Source organism: Nocardia otitidiscaviarum, from assembly GCF_007362295.1.
GTDB lineage: Bacteria > Actinomycetota > Actinomycetes > Mycobacteriales > Mycobacteriaceae > Nocardia > Nocardia otitidiscaviarum.
Genome location: NZ_CP041695.1, coordinates 5162894 through 5176265, shown reverse-complemented (window position 1 = coordinate 5176265; position 13372 = coordinate 5162894). Strand labels below are relative to the sequence as shown.

General features: G+C 69.2%; 16 protein-coding genes. 10 read left to right on the top strand and 6 right to left on the bottom strand.

The genetic code is table 11. From position 1 onward, the window contains the following. The first annotated feature begins 54 nt into the window (after positions 1-54). Positions 55-429: an acyl-CoA thioesterase gene (locus FOH10_RS23195; RefSeq protein WP_052372936.1), complete on the top strand. Its 375-nt coding sequence runs from the start codon at positions 55-57 to the stop codon at positions 427-429. A 29-nt stretch (positions 430-458) separates the two neighbouring features. Beyond that, positions 459-1133 carry a DUF8185 domain-containing protein gene (locus FOH10_RS23190; protein ID WP_143982300.1) on the top strand — a complete coding sequence of 225 codons (675 nt, stop codon included), beginning with the start codon at positions 459-461 and terminating at the stop codon, positions 1131-1133. A gap of 130 nt (positions 1134-1263) precedes the next feature. On the opposite strand, the gene FOH10_RS23185 is transcribed toward FOH10_RS23190, so the two are convergent. Next, entirely contained in the window at positions 1264-1584 is a 321-nt protein-coding gene (locus FOH10_RS23185; RefSeq protein WP_029927016.1) for an AzlD domain-containing protein, read from the bottom strand. Then, a complete protein-coding gene (locus FOH10_RS23180) occupies positions 1581-2291 on the bottom strand; it encodes an AzlC family ABC transporter permease (protein ID WP_143982299.1) in 711 nt (236 codons plus the stop codon). Before FOH10_RS23180 ends, FOH10_RS23185 begins: the two co-directional genes overlap by 4 nt. Positions 2292-2367: 76 nt before the next feature. On the opposite strand from FOH10_RS23180, the gene FOH10_RS23175 reads away from it, so the two are divergent. Next, positions 2368-2943, top strand: coding sequence for a helix-turn-helix domain-containing protein (locus tag FOH10_RS23175; protein ID WP_029927018.1), 576 nt, complete (start codon positions 2368-2370; stop codon positions 2941-2943). A gap of 21 nt (positions 2944-2964) precedes the next feature. Here the strand turns inward: FOH10_RS23175 and FOH10_RS23170 are convergent, their stop codons facing one another. Beyond that, entirely contained in the window at positions 2965-3660 is a 696-nt protein-coding gene (locus FOH10_RS23170) for an HNH endonuclease (RefSeq protein WP_172544796.1), read from the bottom strand. A gap of 186 nt (positions 3661-3846) precedes the next feature. On the opposite strand from FOH10_RS23170, the gene FOH10_RS23165 reads away from it, so the two are divergent. The 5 genes from FOH10_RS23165 to FOH10_RS23145 all read left to right on the top strand — a co-directional run bounded on the left by FOH10_RS23165 (position 3847) and on the right by FOH10_RS23145 (position 7533). Next, positions 3847-4260, top strand: a complete 414-nt coding sequence (locus FOH10_RS23165) for a globin (protein WP_029927020.1) — start codon at positions 3847-3849, stop codon at positions 4258-4260. Positions 4261-4403: 143 nt separating this feature from the next. Continuing rightward, positions 4404-5996, top strand: coding sequence for a glycoside hydrolase family 13 protein (locus tag FOH10_RS23160; protein WP_244962113.1), 1593 nt, complete (start codon positions 4404-4406; stop codon positions 5994-5996). Between the two features lie 77 nt (positions 5997-6073). Then, on the top strand, positions 6074-6352 hold the full coding sequence (gene ctaJ / locus FOH10_RS23155; RefSeq protein ID WP_029927022.1) for an aa3-type cytochrome oxidase subunit CtaJ: 279 nt from the start codon (positions 6074-6076) through the stop codon (positions 6350-6352). A 10-nt stretch (positions 6353-6362) separates the two neighbouring features. Next, positions 6363-6806 (top strand): DUF5130 domain-containing protein, encoded by a 444-nt coding sequence (locus FOH10_RS23150; RefSeq protein ID WP_244961341.1) that lies wholly within the window; start codon positions 6363-6365, stop codon positions 6804-6806. A gap of 241 nt (positions 6807-7047) precedes the next feature. Then, positions 7048-7533 (top strand): helix-turn-helix domain-containing protein, encoded by a 486-nt coding sequence (locus tag FOH10_RS23145; RefSeq protein WP_143982298.1) that lies wholly within the window; start codon positions 7048-7050, stop codon positions 7531-7533. Between the two features lie 262 nt (positions 7534-7795). Here the strand turns inward: FOH10_RS23145 and FOH10_RS23140 are convergent, their stop codons facing one another. After that, the gene (locus FOH10_RS23140; protein WP_143982297.1) at positions 7796-8383 is read right to left on the bottom strand and encodes a ClpP family protease; all 588 of its coding nucleotides are present in this window, start codon (positions 8381-8383) and stop codon (positions 7796-7798) included. Next, on the bottom strand, positions 8380-8982 hold the full coding sequence (locus FOH10_RS23135) for a ClpP family protease (protein ID WP_143982296.1): 603 nt from the start codon (positions 8980-8982) through the stop codon (positions 8380-8382). The genes FOH10_RS23140 and FOH10_RS23135 overlap by 4 nt, the downstream gene beginning before the upstream one ends. Positions 8983-9211: 229 nt before the next feature. On the opposite strand from FOH10_RS23135, the gene FOH10_RS23130 reads away from it, so the two are divergent. Then, positions 9212-9757: a carboxymuconolactone decarboxylase family protein gene (locus tag FOH10_RS23130; RefSeq protein WP_143982295.1), complete on the top strand. Its 546-nt coding sequence runs from the start codon at positions 9212-9214 to the stop codon at positions 9755-9757. 79 nt (positions 9758-9836) lie between these two features. After that, a complete protein-coding gene (locus FOH10_RS23125; RefSeq protein ID WP_143982294.1) occupies positions 9837-10454 on the top strand; it encodes a pyridoxamine 5'-phosphate oxidase family protein in 618 nt (205 codons plus the stop codon). Between the two features lie 261 nt (positions 10455-10715). Here FOH10_RS23125 and pepN read toward each other — a convergent pair whose 3' ends face one another. After that, positions 10716-13304 carry an aminopeptidase N gene (pepN, locus tag FOH10_RS23115; RefSeq protein WP_143982293.1) on the bottom strand — a complete coding sequence of 863 codons (2589 nt, stop codon included), beginning with the start codon at positions 13302-13304 and terminating at the stop codon, positions 10716-10718. Positions 13305-13372 lie beyond the last annotated feature (68 nt).

The following is a 13372-nucleotide window of genomic DNA, read 5'->3' as shown; positions in this document are numbered from 1 at the left end:
GCGCTCGCGCCGCCGCCCCGCTTCCACACCAAGGTCGAGGTTCGCTGGTCCGATATGGACGTGTTCCAGCACATCAACCATGCCCGCATGGTGACCCTGCTGGAGGAGGCGCGGATCCCCTGGCTGTTCACCGATGACCGGCCGACCGCTCGTCTGGGGCGTGGCTGTGTGCTCGCCGATCTCCGGGTGCAGTACAAAGGTCAACTGCGGCACGAGGATTCGCCGCTGGACGTCTCCATGTGGGTGTCGCAGCTGCGCGCGGTGGACTTCACCGTCGCCTACGAGGTGCGCGCGGCCGGGGTCGCCCCGGACGCGCGTCCGGCGGTGGTCGCGTCCACGCAGCTCGCGGCCTTCGATATCGACACCCAGCGACTACGCCGCCTCACCGACGACGAACGCGACTATCTCGCGCAGTGGCTGGCGGAGTGATCGCGGGCCGAATGATTTCGAGCTGAACCGTGGCAGGTCAAGCGACACTTCATATTCCGGATCCGGCCGAGCGGGAGAACCTGGCCACCTTCGTCAACCATGCGGTCCGGCTGGACCCGGCGGTGGTGATCCGGCTGCGCCGCCGGGGCGTGAACTACGTATCCGCCTGGGCCGCCACGGGTTTCGAAACCCTGGCGGTCCGCACGGTGGTGGCGGTGCTGAGCGTCGAGGACATCGCCGTCGGCGGTGACACCGTGCTGTCGGGCCTGCACGGGCCGGAGCCCGGCAATCCCATCGACCTCGGGTACGCCATGGATTCGGCTTGGCGTGCCGCGCTGCCGCCCGCCGCCGGGTTCGTGCACGTGGACGACGTCCCCGCGCGCATGCTGGTCGAGTTGGCCGAGCGTGGTGCCGAGGTGGCCCAGGAGCATGGCAGCGCCCACGGCCCGCCCGCCTCCCTGCTGGACCAGACCGTGCTCACCGTCTCCGGCGGCGGGGAAGAGGTGGAGGTGCCCATGCGGGTGGTCTTCGCCCTCACCGCCATGGACTTCATTCCGCACGGCGGCGAGAAGGCCGACTCCCGCCGCATCTCCGTGGACGAGATCGTCCGGGTCCGCGCCGCCCGCACCTGGCTGCGCCTCGACGCCCGCTACGGTTCCGTCGCCCGCCGCCGCGGCCCCGGCATGCCACTGTTCCCGCAGTAGGCGGGGAGATCGCGCGACTGTTCCCGCGGTAGGCGCAGCCAGCGGCGGCGCGAATCGCCGGAACGGCGGGGCGGCCGGGTGCGCGGCTCAGGCACTCTCGGTCGAGTCGCGGCGGTCGGCCCCGCTGCGCTCAGGAGACGCCGAGCAGGCGCAGTACTGCCGTGGTGACGGCCGCGGACAGGATGACCACCAGCAGCGGCGCGCGTCGCCAGGCGAGCACGATGGCGACGAGAACGCCTGCGGGCAGGGCGATCCCGGCGTGGGCGCTGCCGCTCGAGGGGATGAGCGTGGTGACGGCCAGGGCGGTGAGCAGGACGACCGAGGCGATCTCCAGCAGGCGGATCACGCGCGGGGAGACATTGACCCGGCGGCGCAGGACCGGGCCCGCGAAGCGGAAGGCGTACGTGCCCACGGCCAGCGCCAGGGTGCCGAAGAGGAGCGCCTTGGTCATGACGGCGCGCCCTCGGGGCCGGTCTCCGGCGACGGCTCGTCACCCGCGCGGCGGGCCACCAGCACCACGGCCAGCAGCGCCAGCAGAATGGGCAGGCCCGCACCCAGGAACGGGGTGGTCACCGCGGCCACGCCCGCGCCGATCAGAGCGGCGGTGCGGGTGAGCGTATCGTTGAACGCGGGCAGCACCAGTGAGATCAGGACGGCGGGGAAGACCGCGTCCAGGCCGAAGGCATTGGGGTCGGGCACCACCGATCCGAGGACCGCGCCGACGGCCGCCCCGAGCGGCCACGCGGTCAGCACCCCCAGGCCGCACAGCCAGTAGGCGGCGCGGCGGCGGTCGCGATCGGGCTGGGCCAGTGCCAGCGCCACCGACTCGTCGTTCATGACGTGGGTGCCGACCAGGCGACGCCAGCCCGACCCCACCACATCGGGGACGGACAGGCCGTAGGGCAGATGGCGCGCATTGACGAGCAGCCCCGCGAGCACGGCCGCGACGAGGCTGCCGCCCGCGGTGATGATGCCGATGAAGACGAATTCGGCACCGCCGGCCACGACCGCGATGCTGAGCAGCATCGGCAGCCAGGCGGGCAGCCCGGAGGTGACGGCGGTCGCCCCGTAGGACACGCCGATCATGGCGATCGCCAGGCAGATCGCCGCGATACCGGTGAGCACACCCCGATCCAGTGTTCGCCATATCGAACGCATGTTGTCTATAGTGAACGCATCGGGCCGATTCGTCAAAGCGGTGGACGAACATCACCCGGTACGCTGTGAACCCGATATGAGCCAGCACGACAGCCCCACTCCCGCCGCTTCACCGCAGCAGGCGATCGCCGCCGCCCTGCGCCGCGAGCGCACCCGTGCCGGGTTGTCGCTCAGCGAGGTCGCCAAACGGGCGGGTATCGCCAAATCCACACTGTCGCAACTGGAGTCGGGCTCCGGCAATCCGAGCATCGAAACCCTGTGGGCATTGTGCGTCGCCCTCGATGTGCCATTCTCCCAGCTGCTCGATCCGCCCCGCCCGCAGGTCCAGGTGATTCGCGCCGGGGAGGGGCAGGCGCTGGCCTCGGCGCAGGCCGACTACCGCATCGCCCTGCTGTCGGCCGCCCCGCCCAATGCCCGCCGGGACATCTACCGCCTCACCGTGGAGCCGGGGCATCCGCGCGAATCCGATCCGCATACTCGCGGGGTCGTCGAGCATGTGGTGCTGTGCGCGGGCCGCGCCAAGGTCGGGCACGTGGACGCGCCCGTGGAACTGCATCCCGGCGACTACATCTGCTACCCGGGCGACCTGCCGCACATCTTCGAGGCGCTCGAATCCGGGACCTGGGGTCTGCTCATCAGCGAATTCAGTTGACGGCCGCGACGACGGAATCGGCTAGGCCACGTCCTCGCCGAGATACTGCAACCACACCGGGTCCAACTCCGAGGAGGCCGAGAGCAGCCGCCAGTGCGGGCCCTTGGGCGCGACCATCGGGTGACGCAGCGTCCAGCCCAGTTCGCTGAGCAACTTATCGGCCTTGCGGTGGTTGCAGGGGGCGCAGGAGGCGACGCAGTTCTCCCAGGAATGCGCGCCGCCACGGCTGCGCGGGATCACATGGTCGATGGTCTCGGCCTTGCCGCCGCAGTATGCGCAGCGATAGCGGTCGCGGTGCATGAGCGCAGCCCGGGTCATCGGCACCCGGGCGCGATAGGGGACTCGCACATAGTTGCGTAGTCGGATGACGGAGGGGAGGGCGACCGCGGCGCCCGCGGAGTGCACGACCGGACCTTCGGGGTTGTCGTGGACCGCATCGGCCTTGTCGCAGATCAGCAGCACGATGGCGCGGCGCGCGGAGAGGGCGGTGAGCGGCTCGTAGGTCGCGTTCAGCAGGAGGACGCGACGTTTGGCCCAGCTCGGGACCTGCGGAGGGGAATCGGCGGAGCGATGCGCGTGATCGTGACGCGCACCCGGATACGAATGATCGGACAGAACATGCAGCGAGGGAGCCCCCGACCCACGATTGTGGACGTCGGCGGGCTGGAGTTGTCGGTGTGTGCGCGCCTCGTGCCGCGCGCCGTGCCGCTGCTTCATGTGTGCAACCCCGAATTCGTATTCGCTGGAGTATGTGGTAACTCGGCAGACTGCCCCCAAGTTGACCATGCCCGGACGTGGAATGCACGGTGATTTCGCACATTGTCGGGCACATTCAGGTGAACAGGCCGTGATAATCCGGTTCCCCACCTCCCCGGAATCCCCGCCGCGCGCTCGACAGGCAGAATGGACGGCGTGAGTTCGGGTGAGCAGACTGCGACGTCCTTCTACCAGGCGGTCGGTGGGGCCGAGACGTTCCACCGGCTCGTCGCCGCGTTCTACCGGGAGGTGGCCGCGGACGAGGTGCTGCGTCCGCTGTATCCGGAGGAGGATCTGGGGCCGGCCGAGCGGCGGCTGCGCATGTTCCTCGAGCAGTACTGGGGTGGGCCGCGCACCTACTCCGACGAGCGTGGGCACCCGCGGCTGCGCATGCGGCACATGCCGTTCAAGGTGGGCCCGCTGGAGCGGGACGCCTGGCTGCGCGCCATGCGGATCGCGGTGGCCGAGATCGAGCCGGAGGTGCTCGATGATCAGCACCGCAAACAGCTGCTCGACTACTTCGAGATGGCCGCGAATTCGCTCATGAACTCGCCGTTCTGAATTACTCGGCGCTTAAGCCCTTGGAGCCCTGAGCCTTTCCGGTGGGTTGCGCTGTCAACTGATCATTTGCTGAATCTCGTCAAGTGTGGGCGACACGCCAGCGCGAGTCGGTCCGCTTTGGCACACTACGGGCTGTGACAGACATTTCGGCGGTGTCGGGTCCCGGAGACGCCTCGGTCGACCCGTGGTGGCGATCGGCGGTGTTCTACCAGGTGTATCCGCGTTCCTTCGCGGATTCCAACGGTGACGGCGTGGGTGATCTGGGCGGATTGCGGGAGAAGCTCGGATATCTGGAGCTCCTCGGCGTCGACGCGCTGTGGATCTGCCCGGTCATGCGCTCGCCCATGGCCGACGGGGGGTACGACGTCTCCGATCCGCGCGATATCGACCCACTCTTCGGCGGACTGGACGCCCTGGACGCGGTGATCCACGAGGCACACTTCCGGCAGATCCGCGTCACCATGGACCTGGTGCCCAATCACACCAGTGACCGGCATCCGTGGTTCCAGGCCGCGGTGGCGGCGGGGCCGGGCAGTCCCGAGCGCGACCGCTACCTCTTTCGTGACGGCCGCGGCCCGGACGGTGCTGTGCCGCCGAACAATTGGCCGAGCGTCTTCGGCGGTCCGGCCTGGACGCGGATCACCGAACCCGATGGTCGGCCGGGACAGTGGTACCTGCACATCTTCGCGCCCGAACAGCCGGATCTGAACTGGGGGAACGAAGAGGTGGCCGCCGACTTCGAGCGGACCGTGCGGTTCTGGCTGGACCGCGGCGTGGACGGGTTCCGCATCGATGTCGCCCACGGCATGGCCAAACCGGAGGGTTTGCCCGATATGGCGCATGTCGACACCCGCATGCTGGTGCACGACGACAGTGATCCGCGCTTCAACGATCCGGGCGTGCACGAGATCCACCGTCGCCTGCGCAAGGTGATGGACGAGTACCCGGACGCGGTGGCCATCGGTGAGGTCTGGGTGGACGACAACACCCGTTTCGGGGAATACGTACGCCCGGACGAGCTACATCTGGCCTTCAACTTCCGCTTGGCGGAGACGCCCTTCGACGTGGCGAAGATCCATGCGGCCGTGGACAATTCGCTGGCCGCCGTGGCGGCGGTCGGTGCCACGCCCACCTGGACGCTGTCCAATCACGATATCGAGCGCGAGGTGACCCGCTACGGCGGCGGCGGGCTCGGACAGGCGCGGGCGCGGGCCATGATGATGCTCGAATTGGCGCTGCCGGGTTCGGTGTTCGTCTACAACGGGTCCGAGCTGGGACTGCCGAATGTGGACGATCTGCCGGATGAGGCGTTGCAGGATCCGGCGTGGGAGCGGTCCGGGCGCACCGTGCGGGGACGCGACGGGTGCCGGGTACCGCTGCCGTGGGAGGGCGCGCCGCCGAATTTCGGCTTCAGTACCGGGCGGCCCTGGCTGCCCATGCCCGCGAGCTGGGCCGGGCTGACGGTGGAGAACCAGTTGGAGCGGCTCGACTCCATGCTGTCGCTGTACCGGATGGCCATCGAATTGCGGGCCGGTCGGCCGGAGTTCGCCGGTATGGGAATCGAGTGGTACGGCGCGCCACCCGGATGTCTGGCCTTCCGGCGGGACGGGGGGCTGGTGTGCGTGCTCAACGGCACGGACGCCCCGATCACGCTGCCCGCCGGCGAGGTGTTGTTGGCGAGCGCGCCGATTTCCGCCAGGAAACTTCCAGCAAATTCGACCGCGTGGCTGGTGTGAGCCGTTCTACGACGACACGTAGGTGAACACGCTCACCGCTCGTCGGCAGCGTCGGAAGCATCGTCTACCGTTGAGCCGTGAGCATTCTCCAGACAGTGCTGATCTTTGTCGGCATCCCGTTGGCGATCTATCTGGTGATCGCTGGTTTGTCGTTTCTCGGCAAGCCGCTCCCCGGTAAGAAGCCGGAGCATTTCGAGCTCGGTGACACCTGGACCCAGGGCCCGGTGCTGTGGAGCGCGACCGACGAGGTGACCGGAGCGGGTCACCACGATACTGCCGAGTCGCATGGCAATCATGCTGCAATCGAATCCGCCGACGCGGACCTGATCGGAGGCCGGGCAAGTGGCAAGTTCTAATTGGCCCGCGGTGAACGAGGCCGATCTCCCGCACGGCTACGCCATCACCAGCAGCGGACGGGTGTCCGGCGTGCACGAGGCGGGCGACGTCTTCAACGAGGTGCCGTTCAGCGACCACGAGCGGCTGCTCATGGACAATGCCCTCACCGACGCCACCCGTGCCACCAAGGTGCGGTTCAACGTCTACATCGGTGATCTCGGCCCCGATGCCGCCGCCGGCGTGGACGCGCTGTTCCCGACCACCCCGGAAGCCGCGCGTTCGGTGCTCATCGCCGTCGACCCCAATGCCAAGTCCGTCGAGGTGCGGTCCGGCCGCGAGGTGGCGGAGCGGGCCAACGACCGCGTCTGCCAGCTCGGCGCCACCGCCGCCCTGAGCTCCTGCCGTCAGGGCGACCTCATCGACGGCCTGGTCTCCGCCATCCGGGTGATGGCCGCCGCCATCGGCCGCGTCTAGTTTCCACCGGCGCCGCGGTGTGCGGCGCGGGGAACATCGCGCCCCTTCCGTGTCCGCACACCCCTCGTTGTGCGGACACGGAAGGGGCGCGAGGTGTGTCCGGGGGCGGGCGCGATCGGGCTTCGAGTGGTGATCCGTCGCCCGCATCGACGGTGTGCCCGCCGCTCCCAGCCCGGGAGGTTTGTTCGCCCTCAGCAGAGAGGCGGGGCACGCGGCGATGGTTCGGCCGTAGGCTCCGAATATGACCGAGCAGCCGAGCACCGAGTTCCCGCGGACCGAGCTTCCGCGACTGCACGCGATTCCGGGAGGGCGGGATGATCGGCCGCGTCGTGCGTACGGCGAGGGGGCGTCGAGCCCGGGACCATCACCGGAACCGCGGGCGGTGCGCGAGCCGCTGTGGCGGGAGGTGCTCGGTCGGCGGCTGCGGGCGCTGCGGCAGGAGCAGGGCACGACGCTGGCCGAGACCGCCGGGCGCGCCGGGGTGTCGCCGCAGTACCTCTCCGAGGTGGAGCGCGGCCGCAAGGAGCCGTCGAGCGAGATGATCGCCGCCATGGCGGGTGCGCTCGGCACCTCGCTGTCCGGACTCATCGAACAGGTCGCCGACGACCTACTGACCCTGCGTCGCGCGGTGGCGGTGCGCTCGGCCACCCGGATCCGCCCCGCCGACGTCGCCCGGTCCGCCACCCCCTACGCCAGCACTCCGAATCTGGTCCTCCTCGCCGCCTGATCGGTCCGGTGTTCGACGTTTCCGCGACCTGGTCCGCAGCGTGCGTCGGCGGCGCTGACGCCAGCGGCGAACACTGCCGTTGGGGAGCACCCGCTGCTTCGCGTACTCACCCGGCCAGCCGCCGATCCGGCTCGCCGTCAGGTCCGGCCTGTGGTTCGGTGCAGCCGGGTGATGTCCCGGCTGACGCCATGTCTCCCGACCGAAGCCGCACCCTCGGTCGGGATCTGCCCGCGGTCCGACCTCGATCGGCGATGCGCCTGCGCTACGCGCCGCCGAGCACCTGGTCGACCAGGCCGTACTCCACCGCCGCGGCGGGTGTGAAGACGCGGTCGCGGTCGGTGTCGTGGCGGAGGGTCTCCGGGGAGCGCCCGGTGTGCTTGGACAGGACGGATTCCACCTCGGCGCGCATGCGCACCAGCTCGTCGGCCTGGATGATGAGGTCGGGGATGGTGCCCCGGCCCTGGGCGGCGGGCTGGTGCAGGACCACCCGGGCGTGCGGGAGGATGGAGCGGCGGCCGGGTGCGCCGCTGGCGAGCAGCACCGCGCCGACCGCGATGGCCTGGCCCACGCAGGTGGTCACCACGGGTGAGCTGATGTGCTGCATGGTGTCGTAGATGGCGAGCATGGCGGTGAGATCGCCGCCCTCGCAATTGATGTAGAGGTTGATGTCCTGGCCGGGGCTCTCCGCCTCCAGGTGCAGCAGCTGCGCGATGAGCGCGTTGGCCACGCCGGAGTCGATGGGCGTCCCCAGGTAGACGATCCGCTCGGTGAGCAGATGCGAGTACACGTCCATGATCCGCTCACCGCGCGGATGCTGCGCGATGACATTCGGAATCGTGTAGGAGGTCATGCGATCCCCACCTTCTGTCGTTGCGGAAGCACCTGGCCGAACGATTCGACGATGCCGTCGATGAATCCGTAGTCGCGGGCCTGCGCGGCGGTGAACCACCGGTCGTGCAGCGAATCCTCGTAGATCTGGTCGTAGGGCTGCCCGGTGTCCTCGGCGATGAGGCCGAGCACCGTCTGCACGGTGTGCCGCAGATCGTCGGCCTGCACCTCCACCTCCACCGCGCTGCCGCCGATACCGGCGGAGCCCTGGTGCATGAGGATGCGGGCGTGCGGCAGCGCGAAGCGCCGCCCCCGGGTGCCGGAGGAGAGCAGGAATTGCCCCGCGCTGCATGCCAATCCGAGCGCCAGGGTGGAGACCTCGCACGGCACCAGACGCATGACGTCGCGGATGGCGAGCATGGACGGAACCGATCCGCCCGGCGAGTGGATCCACAGCGCGATCCCGGTGTCGGGGTCCTCGGTGGCCAGTTGCAGCATCTGCGTCATCAGCAGGGTGCCGTTGTCGTCGTCGAGGGCGCCGTCGAGTACCAGGATGCGCTTGGCGAAGAGGCGTTCTCGGGTGTGCCAGTTGAAGATCGGTGTGTGCTCGTCGTGTGCCATGGGTCCACCGTGCCCCAGGGGTGCCCGTGCTGTCCGGTCCTGCTGCCGTGGGCAGATCTGCTCACAGCAGCGAGGCTCTGAGCTGGGTGAACAGAAATTCGAAAGATTTTTTCGCGAAGTGGGAATGATCGCAACGCCTCTAACCTTCTATATGGCAATGACCAGTTAGAAGGTCCGGTCAGGCCCCAGCGAACAGCGCGGAAAGCGCTCTACACGAAGAGGTTTCGTCATGTCCCGTCTGCCCCTGATCCAGCCCGAGTCCGCCACCGGCAAGGCTGCCGACCTGCTCGCGGGCGTACAGCAGGCCCTGGGCGTCACCCCGAACATGACCAAGGCCATGGTCAACAGCCCCGCCGTGCTGGAGGCCTACCTCGGCTTCTCCGGTGCGCTGGGCGGCGGTGCGCTGGCCGCCCCCACCCGGGAGCGGATCGCGCTGCTGGTCGCCGAGGAGAACGGTTGTGACTACTGCCTTTCCGCGCACTCCTACATCGGCGCGAATATCGCCAAGCTGACCGCCGAGGAGATCGAGGCCAACCGGCACGGCCGCTCCTCCGACGCCAAGGCCGCGGCGGTGCTGACCTTCGCCGCCGCGGTGGTGCGCTCGCGCGGCGGTGTGGAGGAGGCCGATGTGAAGGCCGCCCGGGCCGCCGGGCTCACCGATGGTGAGATCGTCGAGACCATCGCGAATGTCGCGCTCAACGTGTTCACCAACTACCTCAACAAGGCGGTCGAGACCGATATCGACTGGCCGGTGGTGCGCCACCACGAGCAATGAGGCCATCGACCGGCCCGGACCCGCGCGGGGGTCCGGGCCGGTCGGCGTCGCATCCACCCCGAACACGAAAGTCGATGAGATGACCGGGCATTACGGCCAGATAGCGTTCACCGAGCGCGTTCGCGAGCAGCAGCGCATACACGGCAGCCTGCGCAGTTACGAGCGCATGGCGGCGGTGCCGCCGGTGCCCGACGCGATCGGCCCCGACGAGGCCTGGTTCATCGGTGAACGCAGCAGCTTCTACCTGGCGACGGTGAGCGAGACCGGCTGGCCGTACATCCAACATCGCGGCGGTCCACCGGGTTTCCTGAAGGTGGTCGACGCGCACACCCTCGGCTTCGCGGACTTCCGCGGCAACAAGCAGTACATCAGCCGCGGCAATCTCGACCACGACGACCGCGTCTCGCTGTTCCTGATGGATTACGCCGCGCAGACCCGCCTGAAGATCTTCGGCCGCGCGGATGTGGTGGAGGCGGAAGATGATCCGCAGCTCATCGCCTCCCTCACCGTGGACGGCTACCCGGCCCGCGTGGAACGAGCCGTGCTCATCGACGTCGAAGCCTTCGACTGGAACTGCCGCCAGCACATTCCCCAGCTGTACCCGCGCGACGCCGTCGCGGCGGCGCTGGGGGAGCTGCGCACCCGGATCGAGGAGCTGGAACGGGAGAACGAGCGGCTGCGGCAGGGCGGGAATTGACCTGCCCGCCAGCCGCAATCGTCTACCGCCCATTGTTGTTCGCCAGCGCCGATCCGGAAGTCGCGGTGGCGCGCAGCGTTTCGGGGCACGCGCTCGCGGTGCCGGTCGGCATCACCGCCGCCTTCGGGGTGCGGATCGTGGGCGTACTGCTGGCGCTGTTGCGGATCGTACAGTCGGCAGGCTGGCTACCCCTCGCCCAGCTGACCGCTCGGCAGCTGGGCGAGGGCGCGGTGCGATGTCACCTCCGCGAGGCGGCTCCGCTCACCGCGCGTCGAACGCCCGTGCGCGCAGCGAGCGCTCGATACCGGCCTTGCCCTCCAGCACCAGGCGGCGCAGGGCGGGCGGATGTTCTCCGGCGAGGAACTTGTCGGCCGCCGCGACCGCCTCGTCCGTGATGGCCCAGTGCGGGTACAGGCCGACGACCACGGTCTGCGCCACCTCGCTGGAGCGGCGCTCCCAGACCGAGGCGACCTCGGCGAAGTAGCGCTCCACGTACGGGGCGAGCAGCTGGGCCTGGCCGACCGGGGAGAAGCCGCCGACGATGGCGCGGGCGGTGATGTTCGGGACGGTGTCGTCGCCCATCACGGTCTCCCAGGCCGATGCCTTGACCGCGGCCTGCGGGCGGGCGGTGGCCGCGGCGGCGGCCTGGCGGCGGCCCGCGGCGGTGGGGTCGCGCTCCAATTCCGCGTCGATGACCGGGGATTCGAGGCCCTCGGCGTCGATCTCACCCGCCGCCGCCAGCGCCTGCACGAGCCGCCAGCGCAGATCGGCGTCCACCGCCAGACCGGGCAGGCCGACGGTGGCCGGGTCGCCGTCGAGCAGCTCGCGCAGCACCTCGGTGTGGTGCGCCGACAGCAGCGCCCCGGTGAGGGCATTGACGAAGGCCAGCTGGTGATCCGACCCCGGCTGCGCCTCGCGCGCCAGCTCCAGCAGCCGGTCGGCGAACAGCTGCCAGCCCTGTGCCTCGGCCCAGGCGGGATCGGCATAGCTGCCCAGCGCGGTGTGCGCCTGCATGAGCAGCCGCTGCACCACCCCGATCTCCGATTCCGCGCCGATGCCGCGCTGCACCAGCGCCACGAAGTCGCGGGCCTTCAGCTCCGCCTGCCGGGTCATCTCCCAGGCCGCCGACCAGCACAGCGTGCGCGGCAGCGGTTCGGCGATATCGGCGATCCGATCCACCACGGTGGCAAGGGATTCCGGATCCAGCCGCAGCGAGCAGTAGGTGAGGTCGTCGTCGTTGACCAGCACCAGCCGCCCGCGCTGCACGCCGACCAGCTCCGGCACCTCGGTGCGCGCCGCCGGATCGATATCGAGTTCGACGCGCTTGGTGCGCACCAGCTTTCCGTCGCGGTCGTCGTAGACGCCGATGGCGATGCGGTGCACGCGCCGCTCACCCGCCCCCGGCTCCGCACCCTCCTGCACCACGGTGAAGGAGGTGAACTTGCCGTCCTCGACCTGGAATTCGGGCCGCAGGATGTTCAGGCCGGTGGTCTTGAGCCACTGCGCGCCCCAGTCGGACAGGTCGCGTCCGGACGACTTCTCCAGCGCACCCACCAGATCGTCGAAGGTGGCGTTGCCGTAGGCGTGTTCGGCGAAGTAGTCGCGCAGGCCCGCCAGGAACGGCTCCCGCCCGACATAGGCCACCAGCTGCTTGAGCACCGACGCGCCCTTGGCGTAGGTGATGCCGTCGAAGTTCACCTCCACCGCGGCCAGGTCCGGGATATCGGCGGCGATCGGATGTGTGGAGGGCAGCTGATCCTGCCGGTACGCCCAGGACTTCTCCACATTCGCGAAGGTGGTCCAGGCATTGGTGTACTCGGTGGCGTCGGACTGGCACAGCACCGAGGCGAAGGTGGCGAAGGACTCGTTGAGCCACAGGTCGTCCCACCACTTCATGGTGACCAGATCGCCGAACCACATGTGCGCCATCTCGTGCAGCACGGTCTCGCAGCGCCGCTCGTAGGAGGCACGGGTCACCTTGGAGCGGAACACGTAGTCCTCGAGGAAGGTGACCGCGCCCGCGTTCTCCATGGCGCCGGCGTTGAACTCCGGCACGAACAGCTGGTCGTACTTGCCGAAGGCGTAGGGCACCCCGAAGTTGGCGTGATAGAAGCCGAAACCCTGCTTGGTCTCGGTGAAAAGCCGCTCGGCGTCCATGAATTCGGCCAGCGAGGCGCGGCAGTAGATGCCCAGCGGGATGGTGCCGTGCGCGTCGGTGTAGGTGTCGGTCCACTTGGCGTACGGTCCGGCGATGAGCGCCACCAGGTAGGTGCTCATGCGCGGCGTGGTCGCGAAGGTGTGCCGCAGCACCGTGCCGGTCGGCTGGGTGTCCACCACCGCGCCGTTGGAGATGACCTCCCAGTCCTGCGGCGCGGTGACGGTGATGTCGTAGGTGGCCTTGAGGTCGGGCTGGTCGAAGCACGCGAACATGCGCTTGGCGTCGGCGGTCTCGAACTGCGAGTACAGGTACACCTTGTCGTCGGTGGGGTCGACGAAGCGGTGCAGGCCCTCGCCGGTGTGCGAGTACACGCAGTCGGCCTCCACCACCAGTTCGTTGCGCTCGGCGAGGTCGGGCAGGGTGATGCCCTGCTCCTCGTCGTAGGCGCTCACATCCAGGGGCGTGCCGTTGAGCACGGCCGAGCGGACCCCGGCGGCCACGATGTCGATGAAGGTCCGCGCGCCCGGCGTGGCGGTGAATGTCACCGTCGACCGCGAGCCGAATGTCTCGCCGACGGCGGCGTCGGTACTCGTCGGCTGCCCGGTCAGGTCGAGTTCGACGCGGTAGTTCTCCACCCGGATGGTCGCGGCGCGTTCGATCGCCTGTTCCCGGGTGAGATTCGGTGCGGACAAGGGGACTCCTTCGTCGTTCGCCAGGACTGTGCCGATGCCCAGAATGCCACCTCGGTAGGGTGTCGGTC

Bases quoted from the DNA above. Each gene is read 5' to 3' on its own strand.
- FOH10_RS23195 (WP_052372936.1), top strand. From the start codon at position 55: ATGGACGTGTTCCAGCACATCAACCATGCCCGCATGGTGACCCTGCTG.
- FOH10_RS23185 (WP_029927016.1), bottom strand. From the start codon at position 1,584: ATGACCAAGGCGCTCCTCTTCGGCACCCTGGCGCTGGCCGTGGGCACG.
- FOH10_RS23180 (WP_143982299.1), bottom strand. From the start codon at position 2,291: ATGCGTTCGATATGGCGAACACTGGATCGGGGTGTGCTCACCGGTATC.
- FOH10_RS23175 (WP_029927018.1), top strand. From the start codon at position 2,368: ATGAGCCAGCACGACAGCCCCACTCCCGCCGCTTCACCGCAGCAGGCG.
- FOH10_RS23170 (WP_172544796.1), bottom strand. From the start codon at position 3,660: ATGAAGCAGCGGCACGGCGCGCGGCACGAGGCGCGCACACACCGACAA.
- FOH10_RS23165 (WP_029927020.1), top strand. From the start codon at position 3,847: ATGGACGGCGTGAGTTCGGGTGAGCAGACTGCGACGTCCTTCTACCAG.
- FOH10_RS23145 (WP_143982298.1), top strand. From the start codon at position 7,048: ATGACCGAGCAGCCGAGCACCGAGTTCCCGCGGACCGAGCTTCCGCGA.
- FOH10_RS23140 (WP_143982297.1), bottom strand. From the start codon at position 8,383: ATGACCTCCTACACGATTCCGAATGTCATCGCGCAGCATCCGCGCGGT.
- FOH10_RS23135 (WP_143982296.1), bottom strand. From the start codon at position 8,982: ATGGCACACGACGAGCACACACCGATCTTCAACTGGCACACCCGAGAA.
- FOH10_RS23130 (WP_143982295.1), top strand. From the start codon at position 9,212: ATGTCCCGTCTGCCCCTGATCCAGCCCGAGTCCGCCACCGGCAAGGCT.
- FOH10_RS23125 (WP_143982294.1), top strand. From the start codon at position 9,837: ATGACCGGGCATTACGGCCAGATAGCGTTCACCGAGCGCGTTCGCGAG.